The sequence below is a fragment of the Streptomyces sp. NBC_00207 genome, assembly GCF_045160965.1.
GTDB lineage: Bacteria > Actinomycetota > Actinomycetes > Streptomycetales > Streptomycetaceae > Streptomyces.
Genome location: NZ_CP130715.1, coordinates 8,213,188 through 8,230,020, shown reverse-complemented (window position 1 = coordinate 8,230,020; position 16,833 = coordinate 8,213,188). Strand labels below are relative to the sequence as shown.

The following is a 16,833-nucleotide window of genomic DNA, read 5'->3' as shown; positions in this document are numbered from 1 at the left end:
CGGAGACCGACGATCCGCTGAGGACATCCCCGCATCGCGCGCCGTCGCACCGTCGCGCCGGGCCGCCATGGCTACGGGCGCCATGTCGACCAGCCGACGATGCGTGTCCGACCGGCAGCACGGGGTGATCGTCCGCCGCAGTGCCAGGCGGGCCGAGCTGGTCTCCTACTCCAGCGGAGACCGGGCTGAAGGCGGGGACGTCGAAGCCCGGGCCGCAGGAGTCGTGCTCCTCGTCCGCGCGAGGTGAACCTGCGGCCGGGATCTCCGCATGAGAATGCATCCAGGTGGAACGACTCAGGCCCGGCGCCTGGACTCCGCCAGGGCGTCCTTGACCTCCTGCACCACGCGGGCCGCGTCCTCGGGGTTGTTCACCACATCCGTGTGGCTCATGTCGACGACGAGGACGTCGCTGGCCGAGTAGTGCTTGTGCACCCAGTCGTCGTAGCCGGACCACAACGTCCGGTAGTACTCGACGAGGCTCTCGTCCTGCTCGAAATCGCGGCCCCGCAGCCCGATGCGGTGCAGCACCGTCTCGAAGTCCGCCTTGAGGTAGACCATGAGATCGGGTGCCTTGCGGTACGGCAGGCCGTCGATCTCCCGCATCATCTCGTGGAGCAGTCCCTCGTACACCTGCATCTCGAGCGAGCTGATCCGGCCCAGGTCGTGATTGACCTTGGCGAAGTACCAGTCCTCGTAGATCGACCGGTCGAGGACGTTGTCGCCCTGCTTGTACGCCTCCTTGATCGAGGCGAACCGCGTCTGCAGGAAGTAGAGCTGGAGAAGGAAGGGGTAACGGTTCGTCTGGATCTCCTCGGGGCTCGCCGTGTAGAAGAGCGGGAGGATCGGGTTGCCTTCCACGCTCTCGTAGAAGACCTCGCTGCCCAGCTCCTTGGCGAGCACTTCGGCCACGCTCGTCTTGCCGATCCCGATCATGCCTCCGACGCAGATCACTGCCATTCCTCACTTCTCCCTGGGGGTCTTCCGATCGCGAGCGGGTGGGCTGGGCGCCCCACACCGCTGAGACGCGTGCCGGCGGTCACTGGATCCCCCAAGATCTTCATGATCGGCGCCGTGTGTGGTCTCCTTGCCGGACCGAGGCCCCGGCACAGGACCCCCTCCGCGACCGGCCGGACCGACCGTTCTGCAGGTGCCGAGCACGGCGACGAGTCACCGCCCCGCGACCGCCTTGAAGCATAGATGACGCGTCGCCCCACGCGGTGCAGAGCGCCGGGCGCTCACCTCCCCTCGCTCTACGGCGCTGTCACCGTCGGCCGCCGCACCACTGTCATGGCGGGCGGGAACGGCAACTGACCTCGGATGTTCGGGACCCCGCTCTGCTCAGGCCCGGATCAGAGCCGCCGGGTCCACCGGCGCCGACCCGGCGACGGTCCAGGCGGCGGGGGGCTGAGCCGGGGGTCGGGCGCGGCCTCCGCGACCGCCCTGCCGTGGCGGACCAGGACGATGACGGTGGCCGCGAGGAAGACGCACTGCATGGCCGTCCGGGGGCCGAGCCGGTCCCACCAGGGCACGTCGCCGCCGGAGGCGTAGACGTTGGCGGGGAACATCACGACCAGCAGTGCGCTGAGCACGGCGGCCGAGCCCCGGACGGTCCTCGGCCACAGGAGCCCCAGTGCGCAGCCGAGTTCGATGCCGCCGGTCAGCGTGACGAGCAGCTCCGGCGCCGGCAGGGCGGGCGGCACCATGGCGACGAGCTCCTGACGCATCCCGACGAAATGCGCGCCCCCGGTCAGCAGGAACGTGGCAGCCAGACCGCCCCGCAGGGCGGCCGTCGACCGACGGAACCGTAGGACCCCGAGCTCCCCGGCGAGCAGCAACAGGCCGGCGACGGTGACGAGTGTGATGAGCGGTTCCATACCAGGGCCTCAGACACCGTCGCCGGTCAGGCGCCGTCGCCGGTCAGGGCCTCGGCCGACCGGCGGACGGTGTCCGGGTCGATCCGCTGGATCTGCACGACGACCCCGTCCGGGTCGGTGACCCGGATGCTGCGGCCGAAGTTCTCCTCCACGAGCTCGTATGGGTAGCCGCGCCGTTGGAGCCGCTGCGCGACCTCCTCCAGCGGCTCGTCCGTCGCGAAGCCCAGTTCGGTGGTGCCGGGCGGTCGCCCCTGCGAGACGGTGCTGGCATGGATGCCGACGGCGCCCGCGGCTGCTGTCAGCCGGACCCAGACGGCCGCACCGGGCTCCTGCCGGACAGTGAGCCCCAGCCCCGCGTAGAACTCCCGGGACGCCTCGACGTCGCCCACGTACCTGATGGGAAGGACGGTCAACATGGTCTGCCTCTCTCGTTCGGTCGCCATCAGCCTCCCGTCCAGCTGCTCCCGTGCGCGCTGTACAGTCGCCGCAATGGACGCAATCAGACGTTCGGAGGCGTCGTCGTGACGCAACCCGTCATGCTCGACGCGCTGGATCGGCGTCTGATCCATGCCCTCCAGATCGACGGGCGCGCCTCGTTCAGCAGGATCGCCACCGTCCTCGGGGTCCCCGAGCGCACCGTCGCCCGCCGCTACCACCGGCTCCGGTCAGCCCTGGTGGTGAGGGTGGTCGGGCTCGTCGACAGCCAACGGATCGGCATGCTCGACTGGTTCGTCCGCATCGACTGCACGCCCGATGCCGCCGACGCGCTCACGACCGCCCTCGCGTTGCGGGACGACACCTCGTGGATCGCCCCGCTCGCCGGCGGAACACGGCTGACCTGCATGGTCCGCACGCCGGCCGCGAGTACCGACGGTGAGCGCCCGCTCTTCGACCACCTGCTCCGGACCCAGGGGATACGGGACGTGGAGGCGGGCTGCGTGCTGCGCCAGGTTGCCGGCGTCGGCGGCTGGGCAGGCCGGACGAGCGCGCTGGAGGAGTCCGAGCAGGCTGCGCTCCTCGGCCCCGCGCCGGAACCACCGGGTGACCCGGGAGCGCTCGGCTGGGGCGAGGCGGAGGCACGGCTCGCCGGTGAACTGGCCCGGGACGGGCGGGCGGACGTGGTTCGGCTGGCCGCCGTCACCGGCTGGTCGGCCTCGACCGTGCGCCGTCGCATCGCCGGGCTGCGGGCCGCCGGGGTGCTCCACTTCGAGGTGAACGTCGACCCCTCCTGCTTCGGCTTCCCTCTGGAGGCGCTGCTGTGGCTCGAGGTGGCGCCGGCCGCGCTGGGCGAGGTGACGCAGGCGCTGTCCCGACACGATGCGGTGGCCTTCGCCGCAGTCACGACGGGCCGGGCAGCGGTCGTCGCCATGGTGCTGTGTCGCGACACCGCCGCCCTGTACGACTACCTGGCCGACGAGTTGGCGTCGCTGCCCGGCATCGGCCGGATGGAGACCGCCCTCATCCAGCGCCGCGCCAAACGGGCGGGACCACTCCTCGTACCGGCCAGGGCGGAACGGCTGGAACGACGCGCTCCAGGACAGCAGCGGCAAAGGCGCTGACCCCGACGGACCGGCCGCCCGGCGCAGCCGCGCCCGCCGGTGGGTTGGCGGAGGCCTGTCGTATGCGCACCTCTCTGTGCAGGGCGGGAGGCCCACCCGTGCGGCCGTCACGAAACGGTCATCATCCGGTCTCATTCCGACACCAATGGTCGGCAAGCATGCCGGTGGAGAAGGTCAGTCCAGCAAAAGGATCTACCGATGCTCCGTTCCCGACGGGTCAGGGCCAGGGTCAGGGTCAGAACCAGGGAGCCGTACCGGCCTGACGGGCCGTACCGACCGGGGTTCGCATCCGGGCCTCGCGGCGGGACCTCGGATCCCTGCGCCGTACGTACGGAGCCGCTCGCGTGAGCCACCGCAAACCGAAAGCACGGCTGGTGTCGCGCCGTACCGCCATGGTCTGCACCAGCGGCGGACTCATCGCCACCGCTCTCGGCGTCGTCGTCGACTCCGGCGGGGGCCCCGGGGCCGGCCGAACGGAAACGCAGGACGAGAGCGGGGCGGGTCCACCTGCCGAAACGACTCCCGAACCGGGGCAGGCGTGGATGCCGGACGCCACCCGCAAGCCGCTGGCGGTGAACTTCACTCCGGGCGGGATCAGGGAGAAGCGGGGTCTGGTCCTGCACGTGCAGGAGGGCGAGACCTCGCTCCACGATCGCTTCAGTGATCCGGCAGTGGAGTGTTCCTCGCACTTCTGGGTCTCGCAGTCCGGCGAGATCGAACAGTACGTCTCCGCGCACGACCGGGCCTGGGCGCAGTCCGCCGGCAACCCGTCGTGGCTCTCGGTGGAGACCTCGGGATTCGCACATCGGCCGCTCACCGCGCAGCAGGTGCACTCCGTCGCCCGGATCTACGCCTGGGGCATGGCACAGCACGGATGGCCCCTCGAGCTCGCCTCCACACCACTGGGTCGGGGGTTCGGCATCCACAGCATGGGCGGCCGGGACTGGGGCGGCCACTCATGCCCGGGCCCCCTCCGGTCTGCGCAGACGGGGGAGATACTCGGCGCGGTCCGTGGGATGAATCCCCGGTAGGCGCCGGGGTGTTGGCGGTGGGTCCGCCGGGACCATCGAAGCCGGACACTGCCCAGAAGCATCGGGAGGGCTTGTGTAATATCCGAATACCAATCTCAGTCATTACTTGGAGGGGTGTCCGGATGTGGGAGCTCGCGCGCTCTTGGGTCGACGGATGGACCGTCTCGCGGCGGGCACCGAAGCCGGTGGACGAGCCGTGGGGGCTGAGCATCCAGGTCGGGCTGCCGACCCAAGTGGTCCGTCACGTCCTGCTCGACGCCGATCCCGAGACCGCCCGCGGGCTCATCGGCGCGATCACCGAACCGGCCACCTGGATCAAGGCCTTTCTGGAACCGGACGTCATGGAGCCGTGGTTCTCGCCCGAGTGGGAGCCGACCGATCCCGGCTTCCTGATGGCCGTCGACCTGCGTCCGTCCGTCGTGCGCGCGCCTGACGGATACACAGCCACCGCCGAGACCGCCGGCGATCTCATCAGCGTGCGCATTCGCGCCGCCGACGGGGAGCTCGCCGCGCGCGGTCAAATCGGTCTGGCAGGTGCCGCCTGCGTCTTCGACCAGATCGTCACCGAAGAGGCTCACCAACGCCTCGGCCTCGGCACGGTGGTGATGGGCGCACTCGCCAACGCTGCCGTCGAGAACGGTGCGGCCACCGGCATCCTGGGCGCGACCGTCCCGGGCCGAGCCCTCTACGAAACGCTCGACTGGAAGGTCCTCGCACCGCTGACCGGCTTCATCTACAAGCCCGTCACTCCGGGCGAGGCCTGAGTACGCGGCCCGCTGAAACGCTCGGCCAGGAGGTGGGCGCCGATCGCACCGACGAGCATGCCGGCCACGATCTCCATCTGGGTGGCCAGGACGTACACGGTGGTTCCGTTGTGGCCGAGGGCCGCGTCGGGGTGGGTGTGGCCCATGGTGATCAGGGTCCAGCAGCCCCAGGCGAGCATGGAACCGCCGCCGAGCCAGGTCAGGACGACCAGGAGCCGGCCGGGCGCGCGGCGGGGCATGCAGTGGAAGGCCGCCAGCGCCGAGGCGACGACGGCGAGGTAGGACTGGACCGGGTGGGTCGCCCCCGGGAGCAGCTCGCCGGCCCGGCCGCGGAACGCCGCCGCGAGCAGCAGGCCCTGGATGGCGAATCCGCCCTACACCACGACGTAGACCCAGCTCGCCAGGAAGGGCTCGGGATCCTTGTCGACGGCGTTCTGGGCGCCGAGGCCGCCGCCTCCGCCGTCGCCGAGTGCGCCATGGATTCGCCGACCGCAGTCGTCGTCACCTGAGGCTCCTGCTGGGGCACGGCAGGGCAGTTCGGCACCCCCCGTGCCCGGAACGGCGCGGCGTGGACGCGCCCTACGCGAAGCCGCCCCACACGGCGGCTCCGCTCTCCGCGGCACCGGCAGTGGCGTCGATCCGGTACGTGTCGCCCTTCGCGTCGCGTCCGCCGACGGCGTGGTCGTACTGGCCGGCGAAGACGTGCTCGCCGGGCGGGACGGTCCTGCCGGGTCTGAGGGTCCACCGGTAGACGAGGAAGCCACCTTCCCGGCGGGTGGAGAGGTCGAAGTCCGCGGGGGGGCGGGTGCGCCAGTTGCCGGTGTCCTTCACCCCCTCGGTGAGGGCGATGCGGAGCTCGACGACGAGCGCGGTGAGCGGCTTCCCCGTCTTCAGGGTGACGTTGCTCTGTGCCCAGTAGACGTTGCTGTGGGGGTCGACGGAGCCGTCGGCCCACAGTGGACCGTCCTCGGTCCGGCTGCCCTCCCTCGGCGGCTCCGCGCGGCCGGTGGTGGACGGGGCAACGGCCGACGGGGCGGCGGCCGTCGGATTCCGTGGCGGGTCCGGGTCGTGCACGACGGTGACCACCGTGAGAACGCCCGCCGTCAGGGTTCCGGCGGTGGCCAGGGTCGCGAGGACGATCTTCGGCCAGGACAGGGCGCGGATTCGCTCGCGGTCCCGCGGTCGGCGTGCGGTGCCGGGGCGGGCCGTGCCGCGCTCGACCCGGGCCCACATGCGGGCCCGGTCGGGCAGGTGGTCTTCGGCGCTCTCGCGCAGCAGGCCGCGCAGTTCGTCGGTCACCGGCTTCCCCTTCCCACCAGCTCGCCGGCAGCCCGGGTGCCGAGCAACCGCTGCAGTTCCGCCGTCCCCTTCGAGGTCTGGCTCTTCACCGTACCCACCGATATCCCGAGCGCAGCCGCGGTGTCCTTCTCCGAGAGGTCGAAGGCGTACCGCAGCACCACGCAGGCGCGTTTGCGGAACGGCAGGGTGTCCAGCGCGGCCCGTACGTCCATGACGGCGGCCATGTCCGGGCCGTCGGTCCGCTCCGGGCGGTGCGACCAGAACAGCAGGACGCGCCGCCGCTCGCGTACCGCGCTCCGGATCCTGCTGCGGGCGAGGTTGGCGACGATCCCGCGGGCGTAGGCCGCCGCGGAATCGGCACGGCGAGCCCTGTCCCAGCGGTGCCAGAGCGCGACCATCGCGTCAGCGGCGAGGTCGTCGGCGGCGTCCGCCTCTCCGGTCAGCAGGTACGCCAGGCGGGAGAGTTCGGCGTGGTGGCGTTCGAAGAATGCGTGGAACTCTGCGGCCGCCTCGTCTTCGGTCATGGCCTCGGTACGGCCTCTCGGTGCGGCGGGGGCGTTCTCAGACAGGTGCCGGAGCGTAGCAGTCCGCTCGCATGTCTGTTCGGATCCCTCGGTTCGCCCGGGCCTGGTCCGCACGGTGACGCCCATCAGTCCGTCGGGTTCCAGCCGTCGGTGCCGGCCAGGTAGGCGCGGGCGGTGTGGGCTGCGGCCTGGTCCGCGCCGAGCTGGGGCCGGTTCGCTCCGGTTCCGGCGCCGGGTCCCGTGTTGGCGTACTCGGCGAACCGGGCGGACTTCCAGGAGAAGCCCCCCATGTCGGTCCACGGCCCCTCGGTCTTGACGGCTGCGGGCAGGCTCGTGTTGCGGATGACCAGCCGGCCGACCGCGCTCGGGCCCGGGTGCCAGGGCCGGCCGAGGTAGTAGGTCCCGGGCCGGGCGGGGCTGCCGATGGTGCTGTCGGTGATGAGGATCCCGTACGGCTTGGCCGCGTCGGTGTTCGGCGCAGCGAGGTATCCGCCCAGTCCGCCGGCCTCGGCGCCCCGGTCGCGCAGGGTGATGTTGACGTGGTCGTAGACGGCGGTGGCGTTGCCGAAGACGAAGTCGACGTCCCCCGCGATGAAGCAGTGGCGGAAGTACTGCCGGTACTGGCCGGTGGCCGAGGGAGCCCAGTTCAGGACGGTGTCCTGGTGGCCGACGAAGCGCGAGTTGAGGTACTGCTGGCGGTCGCCGGACGCGTTGACCGCCACGGCCTGGGTGTCCCTGACGTCCGGGTGCGCCGACCGCTCCCACGTGTTCTCGAGCGTCACCCCTGTGACGGTGATGTCGTTCGCCGAGAAGGTCGCGGTGGCGCTGCCCGCGGTTCCGTACGTACCGCCTCCGGGCTTCGGCGTGCCGGAGGCGTTGTCGTACGTGATGACGACGTCCTCGGCGTTGCCGGTGGCGCCCTTGAGGGTCAGCCCGTGCTTGGAGGCGGGGACGTTCACCGTTTCCCGGTAGGTGCCGCGCGCGACGAGGACGGTGTCGCCCGCGGTGGCGGCGTCGACGGCTGCCTGCACGGAGCGGTGCGCTGCGGAGCCGTCGGCGGCGACCGTCAGCGTACGACCGCCGGCCGGACCGGAGGGAGCGGCCTGTTTGCCTCCGGTCTCGGCGAGGACGCCGGCGCCCGCCTTCGCCGCCAGCTTGGCCGGCAGTCCGGCGGCGGGTTCCAGTCCGGCGGTGAGGGTGGGCCGCCAGTCGACGGTGGTCTTGATCTTCTTCCCGGGGTTGGCGGAGTTGTGGGCGGCGACCAGGTCCACGGGGGCGCCGCCGACGAGGTTGCCGCTGCCCGCGATGGCTCCGGTGCCGTCGCCGCCGAGCAGTTGCGAGGTCTTCCGGTCGGAGGAGAGCTTCCAGTGGTTGTTCTGCGCGACGACCTGGGCGCCAGCGCGGGAGTTGACGCTGTAGCTGTGCGCGTAGCCCTCCGACTCCGTGGTGTCGTAGTAGTTGTCGTACAAGTGGATCCGGCCCACCCGGGCGAGGGGGGCGCGCTGGACGATGCCCCGGAACACGTTGTGGTGGAGCGTCACCCGCAGTTTGGTGTCCTTGTCGCTGCTGCCGATCAGCATGGTCTTGTCGTGGTTGCTGAACGTGTTGTACCCGACGGTGACCAGGTCGGAGGCGTTCGTGATGTCGAGGGCGCCGTCGTGGACCTGGTACTCGCGGCCGAAGCGGACCGGATTGCCGGAGTCCGGGTGCGGGTCGTCGGAGAAGCTGTTGTGGTCGACCCAGACGTGGGTGGCGCCGCGCAGGCTGACGGCGTCGTAGGCGGAATTCCAGTTGCCGGTGGAGCCGTCGGTCGGGTCCCACTGGGGGAAGCAGTCCCGGACGTCGGTGAGCGACAGGTTGCGGATGATCACGTTGTCGGCGTTCTTCACCACGAGGCTGCCGCCGGTGATGCCCGCTCCGGTGCCGGGCACGCCTATGACCGTGGTCCGCGCCGGCACGGTGAACACCATCCGGGCGGCCTGCCTGGCCTGGGCCGCCCTGCGGGCGTTCTCCTGGGCACCGGAGGGCACCTTGGCACGGCCCCAGACGGCGGGATCGTAGGCCTTGAGGTAGGAGTCGAGCGAGTAGCCGGTGCCCGCGGCGTAGTCGGCGCAGCTCTGCGGCCTCCCGCTGTCGTCGGTGCCGGCGTCGATCAGGCCCTTGACCCGGACGATCCGCGGGGCGTCGGCCGGGCCCGCGGCCAGGGCTTTCGCCAGCTCGGCGCGGGTGGAGACGGTGAAGACGCGGGCCGCGGCCGCAGCCCGGCCACCGGTGGTGCCCGAGCCGCTCGCGGCCCAGCCGTCCCGGACGGGCAGCACCTCGTGGGCGAGGTCGGCGGGTGCCACGGCATCGGCCGTCACGACCAGCGGCACGGCGCCGAGACCGGCGGCGACCAGGGTGGCCGCGCCGACCAGGGCGAGCCTTCGACGTCCGGTGGGGCGGCGGTGGGGGGAAGCGGACATGGACGGTGGCTCCTTGGGGTGAGGTGCTCTGTTCACCCCTCAGTTGCCGCCGCAGCCCGAAAGGTTGCCGGGCATCCGCCGAGTCGTCTTTCGGGGCCGCGGAGCGTCATCGGCCCACCCGGACCGCTGCGCCGCCCACCGCACGGGGAGGCGCCCTCATCGGCTGCACGTCAGCGGGCCAGGAGCTCGTCGAGGAGCCTGTCGACGTCGAGGAACTCCTCCCCTGCGCCCGTGACGGCGTACGACTGCTCCAGGAAGTCTGTGAGCGGGCGGGCCTCCACGAAGAGAACAGCGCTCTCTTCCACCTCGTCGCCGGGGCCTCGCAAGGCAACGCGGAGCTCGTCGGCCTCGCCGCCTGCCGTGTGGGGGCCGAAGGTGACGTCTCCCTCGCCCACCGGGCGGTGGAGTCCCTCGGCGAGCATCTGCCGGTCGAAGTGCCAACGGGCCAGGACTGTGGGGCCGTCGAAGAACGTCGCCTGGACCACGTACGGGTCCTCGGCGTCGTACGAGAATCGGGCCAGGAGCGGCACACCGCCGCGCGGCGCGTCGAGGCGGACGACGATCAGAGCAGACGTAGGCGCACAGGACATCAACAGGCCTCCGGGATCGGCAGTACGGCGGCACTCGTCTGCCCCGCTTCACCCTCGCCACACTGTGCGATCCAGGGAACGGTCCTTCGCGCCTTGCCCCGCGGGCGAGTCGGCTCGGCCTTCGTCGCCCCCGCTGGACGCCAGGACGTCCCAGCACACATCCACACAAGCGGCCGGGGCGGCCTGGGGGGGTCAGATGCGTTGCGCTCCGTGGAGGAGGGCATGGAGCCCGTGGGGTCGCAGGGCGGCTCGGGCGGCGTTCGCACCAGGGGCGCCGTGGACGCCGCCGCCGGGGTGGGCGGCCGCGGAGGCGAGGTAGAGGCCCTTGACGGGGGTCTCGGGCCGGCCGGTGCCGGGAATGGGGCGGAAGATCGCCTGTTGGTGAAGAGCGGTGGTGCCGTTGTTGATGGCGCCGTTGTGGAGGTTCTCGTTCATCGCCTGGAGGGTGGTGGGGGCGAGGATCCGGCGGGCGCCGATCAGTTCACGGAAGCCGGGCGCGAACCGTTCCACCTGGGCCTCGATGCGGTCGGCCATGGCTTCCTGTTCGCGGGCGTTCCAACGGCCGGTGATGCGGTCGGGGCCCGCGTCGGAGGCAATGTGCTGCGGGAGGTGCGTGTAGGCCCACGCCGATTCCGTGCCGGCGGGTGAGCGGGTGGGATCCGCCGTGGTCATCTGACCGAACAGGGTGAACGGCTCGTCGGGGACCAGTCCCATGGCGATCTGCGAGGCGAAGCGGGTCAGGCCGTCGACGCCGTCGGCCACGTGGACGGTCCCCGCCCGGGCGGCCTGCGGCGCCGTCCACGGCACCGGGCCGGTCAGCGCCCAGTCGACCTTGAACGTCGCGAAGTCCCACTGGAAGCGCTTGAGGTCCCGCACGAGGCGGGGCGGGAGGTGTTCCTCGCCCACGAGGTCCCGGTAGAGGGCCGGTGCCGACGTGTCGGCCAGTACGGCCCGCCGCGCGCTGACGGTCTCCCCGCCCGCGGTGCTGATCCCGACCGCCGTGCCACCGCGTACGACGACGGACGCGACCCGCTCACCGCAGCGCAGAACGCCACCTCGGCGCTGCAGGCGGCTCACGAGCGCCGCGGTCAGGGCGCCGGCCCCGCCGACGGGGACCGGGAAGCCGTGGCTCTGTCCGAGCATCGACATCAGCCAGCCGAAGCCGCCGCTGCCCGCGGCTTCCGGGGCCAGGTCGGCGTGCAGGGCATTGCCGGCCAGCAGGAGCCGGCCCCCGTCCCCCGCGAACTCCTCCTCGCCCAGGCGCCGCACCGGCAGGGACAGGTTCCGGGCGAACCGCAGCCCGTCGGCGGCCCGCAACTTCGCCGCGAGCCGGAGGCCGGACCGTACCGGAGGGAACGGAGCGAAGAGGGCTTGGACCACGTCGGGACCGGCGCGGCACCACATCTTGTACATGTCCCGCCAGGCGTCCCCGTCAGTCGCCGCGAATCCGGCCAGCCCGGCCGAGGTTGCTTCCACGCGACGTTCCAGTACGGCGCACCTGCCGTCCTTCAGCGGGTGGGCCAGTACGGCGGGGGCGTGGCTCCATCGCAGGCCCTCGGCGGCCAGGTCGAGGCGGGTGAGGACCGGGGAGGCGGCGGCCAGCGGGTAGAACGCGCTGAAGAGGTCCGAAACGTAGTCCGGGTGGACGCCTCGGTCGCTGCGCACGGCCCCTCCCGGCTCCGGCTGCGCCTCCAGGACTTCCACGCTCCATCCGGCGTCGACCAGGAGGTTCGCGGCCACCAGTCCGTTGGGGCCGGCGCCGATCACCACCGCGTCAGGCATGGCGGGGCCTTGCGTGATCCCGTTCCACGATCCTGGCCAGGCGGGCCAGCATTCCTCGGTGGCGGAGCTGGAGCAGGGCTTCCACGGCGGGGTTGTGCAGGGTTCCGCCGATGCCGCGCAGGGGGTGCTCGTCGCAGATGACGAGGGTCTCCTCGCCCCACGGCCTGAGCTGGAGGAAGATCCTCGCGGTGCCCAACGACTTGAACGACGCTTCCAGTTCCAGCTCCCGGCCGGTTTCCCGGTGGCGGACCGTGGTCACCCCGTCGGTCGACCAGGGACCCAGCCGCACGGTGTAGCGGAGCCGGGATCCGACCTCCGGCCAGGACTGATCGAGCGGCGTGGACTCCGACGGGCCCACCACCCACTCCCCGTACAGGTTTGGATCGGCGAGCACGGACCACACCGCCTGAGGGGCCCGATGAATCAGCTGGTTTCGGACGGCCATGAGAGAAGTCCTTCTACCGGAACGAACAGCGTGCCGTGACCACACGCACTGAACTGTGCACCGACCCCGTGACGCTCGGCCTCGGCCGGCGGTCTCTTCGCGGGCGGCCGGGCGACCCCCATCAGTGGGCGAGGCCCTTCGTGTGCCTGACCGGCGCTCGTACTCGACGGCGCGCCGCACGGGAGGCACAGCGCCAGGCTGCGCTACCCACGGCTGCGCTTGCCGGGCTGGTCCCGGGGGTCCTCGCCCGTCGGGGTGGAAGCGTCCTTGGTTCCCGGTCCTGCCATCGTCCCACCGTTCGCGCAGGTGGTCGCGTCGGGTTCGGAGGGCACCGTGCGCCCTGCGCGCCGGCCCGGCGTGGGGTCCGCGCCCCGCCCTCGACGCCGCGTGCTCAGCCCTGCCCACGGACGCTGGCGGCACACGGGGCCACGCCCGCCTCGACCTCGCCGACGGCGGTCCGGGCTGGACGCTGACCTGGTCCAACGCCGGCCACCCGCCGCCACTGCCCTGTACTCCCGACGGCCGGGTGACCACCCTGGTGGAGCACGACGTCCTCCTCAACCGGATCAGCAGCGAGCCGGCGGACCCGGCTCCCGGAGACGACGTAGTCGTGCTGGCGCTGCGCGTGCCCTGACGGCGCTGCCGGGGGCAAGCGGAATATCTTCCGTATTGGCGTGACGGTTCACAACCGGGGTAGGCGCCAGTCGTGTCCGGCGACTTTCCCCCGGCGCAGTTCCAAGGAGAAATTCCATGATTCTCATCCTCGGGCTCATCCTTCTGATCGCCGCCATCGTCGTCGGCCTGGCCGGAGTATTCGGCAATACGGGCGCGGGGCACGATCTCGGCGTCGGCGGCGATTTCTCGATTTTCGGCTACCACGCAACCGGTTCGACCGGATCTCTCTTTCTGAGCGGGATCATCGTGGGAGCCGTAGCCCTCTTGGGTCTGACTCTCGTCATGATGGGCGCCCGTCGTTCGGCCCGTCGCTCGGCACAGGCCCGACGGGAACGCGGCACATCACGCCGTGAGGCCGCCGCCGTCGACCGCGACCGCGAAGATCTGATCGAGGAACGCGACGACGCTCGCGCCGAGACCGGTCCTCCGGTGGCGGACGCCCCCCGCCGTCGTGGTCACTGGTTCGGCCACCGAACCGCGGCTCGCTGAAAAGCAACGGTCCCCGGCCTCCGATCCTCCCGGACGGCCGCGCCCTGGGCGCGGCCGTCGGCCGACCTACGGTTCCCGGCCGGCGAGCGCGCTCAGCGGGACCGGCGTGACCCAGGGGCCGGCTCACACACGGGGACCCTGGTCGCCGGCGTTGCCGTCCGGCGTCTGCCACGAGTCCTCACGCCCCCGCGCCACGGGATTCTGCTCGGCCGGCCGGACAGGGGCCCGGCGCCGCGCGCTGCGCCGGCTGCCGTACCAGAACGCGCCGGTCAAAAGGACGACCACCACCACGCCGGCGAACATGAGGAAATACGCTCCTTGGCCTTCGGCCGCGAGAATTTCGGTAGGAATCATGTCTGGCGCCTACCCTCATTCGGCCGGCCTACGGGATATCTCTCTTACGGAATTCCGGCAGAGAACGGCGGCGTCGCAGGGGTCAGCCCGGCCAGGTACCCGTCACGCGACGGGTGGCCACGGCCCCCGAGCGGTCGACGGCGGCCTTGACCACGGCGAAGATGGCGCCCTGGATGGCGGCGGCGATCAGGATCTGCCTCCAGGAACGGTCTTCGTCCGTCGCGCTGGGAGCGTCGCCCTCTCCTTCGACGATCTTCCAGACCTGTTTGAACGCCGCACCCGCGATCATGCCGCTGACGGCACCCAGGGCGAGGCCCACCGGCTTGTACGCGACCTTGGACGCTTTCATCGGCTTCGACGGCTGCGCCGCACCAGCAGGAGGACGACCAGAACAGCGCCGGCCGCGAGAAGCGGCTTGCGGTTGGCGCGTGCCACGCTCGCGGCCCGGCCCGCCTTGTCCAGAAGCTGCTCGGGCGTCGTGTCGTTCACCAGCTGCGCCGCATGCTGGGCCTTCGCACGGATCTGGTCGGAGACCACGGCGGTCTTGTCGGCGGCCTGTTGCTTGACGGCGGCCGCCTTTCCTTTCGCCTGCGCCTTGATGTCGGCTTTGCCCGCCAATGCCTCGATGGTCTGCCCGAGTTCGTCGCGGGTGCGCTCGACCTGCTCGCGCAGCTCGTCGGGGGTGGGCGTGCCGATATTGGTTCGGGATTCGTGGGTCATCGGTGCGCTCTCTCCTTGATCTCGGCCAGGTCGGCTTTGACGCTGTCGATGGTCTGCTCCGGGACGGGGGCGCCGGCCTCGCCGATCTGCTTCTTCCCTGCCATGGCAGTCACTGCGGCAACCACCGCCAGTACCACCGTGACGATCAGGGCCGCCGCCCACACCGGGAGTATCAACGCGAGGGCTGCGATGCAGGTTGCGGTCAGGGCTTGGGCTGCCAGGATTCCGATCAGGCCCGCGGCACCGAAGAGGCCGCCGCCCTTCCCGAAGCGTTTTCCCTTCTGAGTCATTTCTGCCCGAGCCAGCTGCATCTCCTCGCGGACCAGCTCGGATATCTGCTGGGAAGCGCGCGAGACCAGCACGCTCACTGATTCACCGGTGCTGTGGGTCTGCCGCTCTATCGTGCTCATGCGGGTGTCCCCCTTTACGATGCGCACGCCGTTGTCGTGGCGCGCCTACCCGGTAAACGAACGAGCACCCACGCCACGGGCAGATGCTTCTGCGCAGGCAGCACGGTCCTGTGCGATCACCCCTCCATGCGGCGGCGGTCCTGCTCGCTCCAGGCGCGGGTTTCGCGGGGTCGGACATAGGGTTCCTCGTCCTCGGGCAGCCCTCCGGCGATCGCACGCTGACGGGCCAGGCTGCCGGTGAAGACGACGATCAACGCGTCGGCGCAGGCGAGGACCATCAGGGTGACGGTGAGCGCCAGGCGCAGCGGTAGCACCTTCCACACCGGCCGGGCCTCGGGCATGTCATAGACGGCGTTCGCGGAGCGGATGAACGCGGCCACGTAGCCGGAGGCGGACCACAGCGCCACGACGAGGCCGACGACGGCCATCAGCGACCCGACGCGGCTCCGGCCCTGCAGCTGCTCGACGGCGTCTCTGATCACGTCGCGGGCGGAGCCGGGCGTCAGCCGCCGAAGGTTGTCCAACAGCCGCGCGGTCGTCGACTCCCCGGCCAGGCCGAGCAGGGACACGAGAACCAGGAGGGCGGGGAAGAGCGCCAGCAGCTCGCCCGGGCCCGCCTCGGCGTCCCGCCCGGTGTCGGCACGATCACGGTCACTGCCCTGGTCCCGGTTCGGCGGGGAGGTCATACCCGGCGGCTTTCCACCACAGCGCCAGTCATGCCCGTACGGCACCCGGGAAAAGGGCCCTCGTGCGGGGAGCGGCCCCCGGATCCGGATTTCTAGAGCCAGCCGTTGCGGCGGAAGGAGCGGTAGAGGATGCCCGATGCCGTCGCCATGAGGCCGACGGCGAGTGGATAGCCGTAGCTCCAGCCGAGCTCCGGCATGTGCTCGAAGTTCATTCCGTAGACGCCGGCGATCATGGTGGGGACCGCGAAGATCGCGGCCCAGGCGGAGATGCGCCGCATGTCGTCGTTCTGCCAGGTGCCGACTCGGGCCTGCTGTGCGTCGAGGACCGAGGTGAGCAGTTCGTCGAGCGTCCCCACCTCGGTGTCGGTGCGGTGCAGGTGATCGGCCACGTCGCGGAAGTACGGCAGGACCTTCGCCGGATGCTCCTCCTCGGCCAGGCCGCTCAGCAGGCCGGGCAGGACAGGCACCAGCGGCTGCACGGCGTCCCGGAACTCACGAACCTCTCGCTTCAGGGAGTAGATGTCCTCGGTGTGGTCGACGCGGGAAGACGAGAAGACCCGGTCCTCCAGCCGGTTGAGCGCGGCGCGCACCGTCTCGGCGGCCTCGCTGTAGGCGTCGACGACGACGTCGAGTACGGCGTGCAGAACCGAGAGCGGGCCGAAGCGCAGCATGGACGGATCTGCTTCCAGTCGGCGGGCCGCCTCGGCTGCCGGGTCCACCACGCCATGACGGACGGTGAGTACGTAGCGGGGCCCGACGAAGAGCATCAACTCGCCTGTCTCCACCGCCGTTTCCTCCTCCACGTACCAAAGGGTCTTCAGCGCGACGGCCAGGACGTCCCCGAAGCGCTCCCACTTCGGCCGCTGGCGGGCCTGAACGGCGTCCTCCACTGCCAGGGGGTGCAGACCGAGTTCCTCGGCCAGCTGCACGAGTTCACCCTCGGCCGGGTCCACGAGTCGCACCCAGCCGAATTCACCGTCGCCCAGGCCGCGCAACCGCTTCAGCACCAGTCGGCATGCCTCGTCCTGAAGGCCGCACTCCACCGTCTCCGACCGGCCCGACCGTTCCTCGTACACCACGCATTCCATACGCCGCTCATGCGCCAGAACGCCGCTTTCATGCGCGCCGGCGGACCGCTCGCGGTCATGCCGCCGGACTCCGCGTCTCCT

At 71.2% G+C, this 16,833-nt stretch carries 22 protein-coding genes; 6 read left to right on the top strand and 16 right to left on the bottom strand.

The window, feature by feature from the left end:
* Positions 1 to 103: 103 nt before the first annotated feature.
* Positions 104 to 247: a hypothetical protein gene (locus OG472_RS38150; RefSeq protein ID WP_405942674.1), complete on the top strand. Its 144-nt coding sequence runs from the start codon at positions 104 to 106 to the stop codon at positions 245 to 247.
* Positions 248 to 294: 47 nt separating this feature from the next.
* On the opposite strand, the gene OG472_RS38145 is transcribed toward OG472_RS38150, so the two are convergent.
* The 3 genes from OG472_RS38145 to OG472_RS38135 all read right to left on the bottom strand — a co-directional run bounded on the left by OG472_RS38145 (position 295) and on the right by OG472_RS38135 (position 2,290).
* On the bottom strand, positions 295 to 957 hold the full coding sequence (locus OG472_RS38145; protein WP_405942673.1) for a deoxynucleoside kinase: 663 nt from the start codon (positions 955 to 957) through the stop codon (positions 295 to 297).
* Between the two features lie 392 nt (positions 958 to 1,349).
* Positions 1,350 to 1,874: a hypothetical protein gene (locus OG472_RS38140; RefSeq protein ID WP_405942672.1), complete on the bottom strand. Its 525-nt coding sequence runs from the start codon at positions 1,872 to 1,874 to the stop codon at positions 1,350 to 1,352.
* A gap of 26 nt (positions 1,875 to 1,900) precedes the next feature.
* Positions 1,901 to 2,290, bottom strand: a complete 390-nt coding sequence (locus OG472_RS38135; protein ID WP_405942671.1) for a VOC family protein — start codon at positions 2,288 to 2,290, stop codon at positions 1,901 to 1,903.
* A 105-nt stretch (positions 2,291 to 2,395) separates the two neighbouring features.
* Here OG472_RS38135 and OG472_RS38130 point away from each other — a divergent pair, with 105 nt between their 5' ends.
* From OG472_RS38130 to OG472_RS38120, 3 genes are all read left to right on the top strand, one after another.
* A complete protein-coding gene (locus tag OG472_RS38130) occupies positions 2,396 to 3,433 on the top strand; it encodes an Lrp/AsnC family transcriptional regulator (RefSeq protein WP_405833623.1) in 1,038 nt (345 codons plus the stop codon).
* 344 nt (positions 3,434 to 3,777) lie between these two features.
* Entirely contained in the window at positions 3,778 to 4,464 is a 687-nt protein-coding gene (locus OG472_RS38125; RefSeq protein ID WP_405942670.1) for an N-acetylmuramoyl-L-alanine amidase, read from the top strand.
* A gap of 122 nt (positions 4,465 to 4,586) precedes the next feature.
* Entirely contained in the window at positions 4,587 to 5,228 is a 642-nt protein-coding gene (locus tag OG472_RS38120) for a GNAT family N-acetyltransferase (RefSeq protein ID WP_405942669.1), read from the top strand.
* Here OG472_RS38120 and OG472_RS38115 read toward each other — a convergent pair.
* Complete coding sequence (locus tag OG472_RS38115; RefSeq protein ID WP_405942668.1) at positions 5,198 to 5,467, bottom strand: hypothetical protein; 270 nt, start codon at positions 5,465 to 5,467, stop codon at positions 5,198 to 5,200. The two genes, OG472_RS38120 and OG472_RS38115, sit on opposite strands and share 31 nt — an antisense overlap.
* Positions 5,468 to 5,521: 54 nt before the next feature.
* Here OG472_RS38115 and OG472_RS38110 point away from each other — a divergent pair, with 54 nt between their 5' ends.
* Positions 5,522 to 5,737, top strand: coding sequence for a hypothetical protein (locus OG472_RS38110; protein ID WP_405942667.1), 216 nt, complete (start codon positions 5,522 to 5,524; stop codon positions 5,735 to 5,737).
* 70 nt (positions 5,738 to 5,807) lie between these two features.
* Here OG472_RS38110 and OG472_RS38105 read toward each other — a convergent pair whose 3' ends face one another.
* The 6 genes from OG472_RS38105 to OG472_RS38080 all read right to left on the bottom strand — a co-directional run bounded on the left by OG472_RS38105 (position 5,808) and on the right by OG472_RS38080 (position 12,330).
* The gene (locus tag OG472_RS38105) at positions 5,808 to 6,527 is read right to left on the bottom strand and encodes a hypothetical protein (RefSeq protein WP_405942666.1); all 720 of its coding nucleotides are present in this window, start codon (positions 6,525 to 6,527) and stop codon (positions 5,808 to 5,810) included.
* A complete protein-coding gene (locus tag OG472_RS38100; protein WP_401606033.1) occupies positions 6,524 to 7,051 on the bottom strand; it encodes a SigE family RNA polymerase sigma factor in 528 nt (175 codons plus the stop codon). The genes OG472_RS38105 and OG472_RS38100 overlap by 4 nt, the downstream gene beginning before the upstream one ends.
* Positions 7,052 to 7,176: 125 nt before the next feature.
* Positions 7,177 to 9,513, bottom strand: coding sequence for a pectinesterase family protein (locus tag OG472_RS38095; RefSeq protein WP_405833614.1), 2,337 nt, complete (start codon positions 9,511 to 9,513; stop codon positions 7,177 to 7,179).
* 170 nt (positions 9,514 to 9,683) lie between these two features.
* Positions 9,684 to 10,103, bottom strand: a complete 420-nt coding sequence (locus tag OG472_RS38090; RefSeq protein ID WP_401606029.1) for an SsgA family sporulation/cell division regulator — start codon at positions 10,101 to 10,103, stop codon at positions 9,684 to 9,686.
* Positions 10,104 to 10,295: 192 nt separating this feature from the next.
* Positions 10,296 to 11,885, bottom strand: coding sequence for a phytoene desaturase family protein (locus OG472_RS38085; RefSeq protein ID WP_405942665.1), 1,590 nt, complete (start codon positions 11,883 to 11,885; stop codon positions 10,296 to 10,298).
* On the bottom strand, positions 11,878 to 12,330 hold the full coding sequence (locus OG472_RS38080) for an SRPBCC family protein (RefSeq protein ID WP_401606024.1): 453 nt from the start codon (positions 12,328 to 12,330) through the stop codon (positions 11,878 to 11,880). Before OG472_RS38080 ends, OG472_RS38085 begins: the two co-directional genes overlap by 8 nt.
* Before the next feature lie 750 nt (positions 12,331 to 13,080).
* Between OG472_RS38080 and OG472_RS38075 the strand changes: the two genes are divergently transcribed.
* On the top strand, positions 13,081 to 13,494 hold the full coding sequence (locus OG472_RS38075; protein WP_401606020.1) for a hypothetical protein: 414 nt from the start codon (positions 13,081 to 13,083) through the stop codon (positions 13,492 to 13,494).
* Positions 13,495 to 13,617: 123 nt separating this feature from the next.
* On the opposite strand, the gene OG472_RS38070 is transcribed toward OG472_RS38075, so the two are convergent.
* The 6 genes from OG472_RS38070 to OG472_RS38045 form a co-directional block, all read right to left on the bottom strand.
* On the bottom strand, positions 13,618 to 13,848 hold the full coding sequence (locus tag OG472_RS38070) for a DUF6479 family protein (protein ID WP_401606019.1): 231 nt from the start codon (positions 13,846 to 13,848) through the stop codon (positions 13,618 to 13,620).
* 82 nt (positions 13,849 to 13,930) lie between these two features.
* Positions 13,931 to 14,197 carry a DUF4235 domain-containing protein gene (locus tag OG472_RS38065; RefSeq protein WP_401606016.1) on the bottom strand — a complete coding sequence of 89 codons (267 nt, stop codon included), beginning with the start codon at positions 14,195 to 14,197 and terminating at the stop codon, positions 13,931 to 13,933.
* Positions 14,194 to 14,568 (bottom strand): DUF3618 domain-containing protein, encoded by a 375-nt coding sequence (locus tag OG472_RS38060; RefSeq protein ID WP_401606013.1) that lies wholly within the window; start codon positions 14,566 to 14,568, stop codon positions 14,194 to 14,196. The genes OG472_RS38065 and OG472_RS38060 overlap by 4 nt, the downstream gene beginning before the upstream one ends.
* A complete protein-coding gene (locus OG472_RS38055) occupies positions 14,565 to 14,978 on the bottom strand; it encodes a phage holin family protein (protein WP_401606010.1) in 414 nt (137 codons plus the stop codon). Before OG472_RS38055 ends, OG472_RS38060 begins: the two co-directional genes overlap by 4 nt.
* A 116-nt stretch (positions 14,979 to 15,094) precedes the next feature.
* Complete coding sequence (locus tag OG472_RS38050; RefSeq protein WP_405942664.1) at positions 15,095 to 15,664, bottom strand: YihY/virulence factor BrkB family protein; 570 nt, start codon at positions 15,662 to 15,664, stop codon at positions 15,095 to 15,097.
* Positions 15,665 to 15,756: 92 nt separating this feature from the next.
* On the bottom strand, positions 15,757 to 16,752 hold the full coding sequence (locus OG472_RS38045; RefSeq protein ID WP_405942663.1) for a magnesium and cobalt transport protein CorA: 996 nt from the start codon (positions 16,750 to 16,752) through the stop codon (positions 15,757 to 15,759).
* Positions 16,753 to 16,833 lie beyond the last annotated feature (81 nt).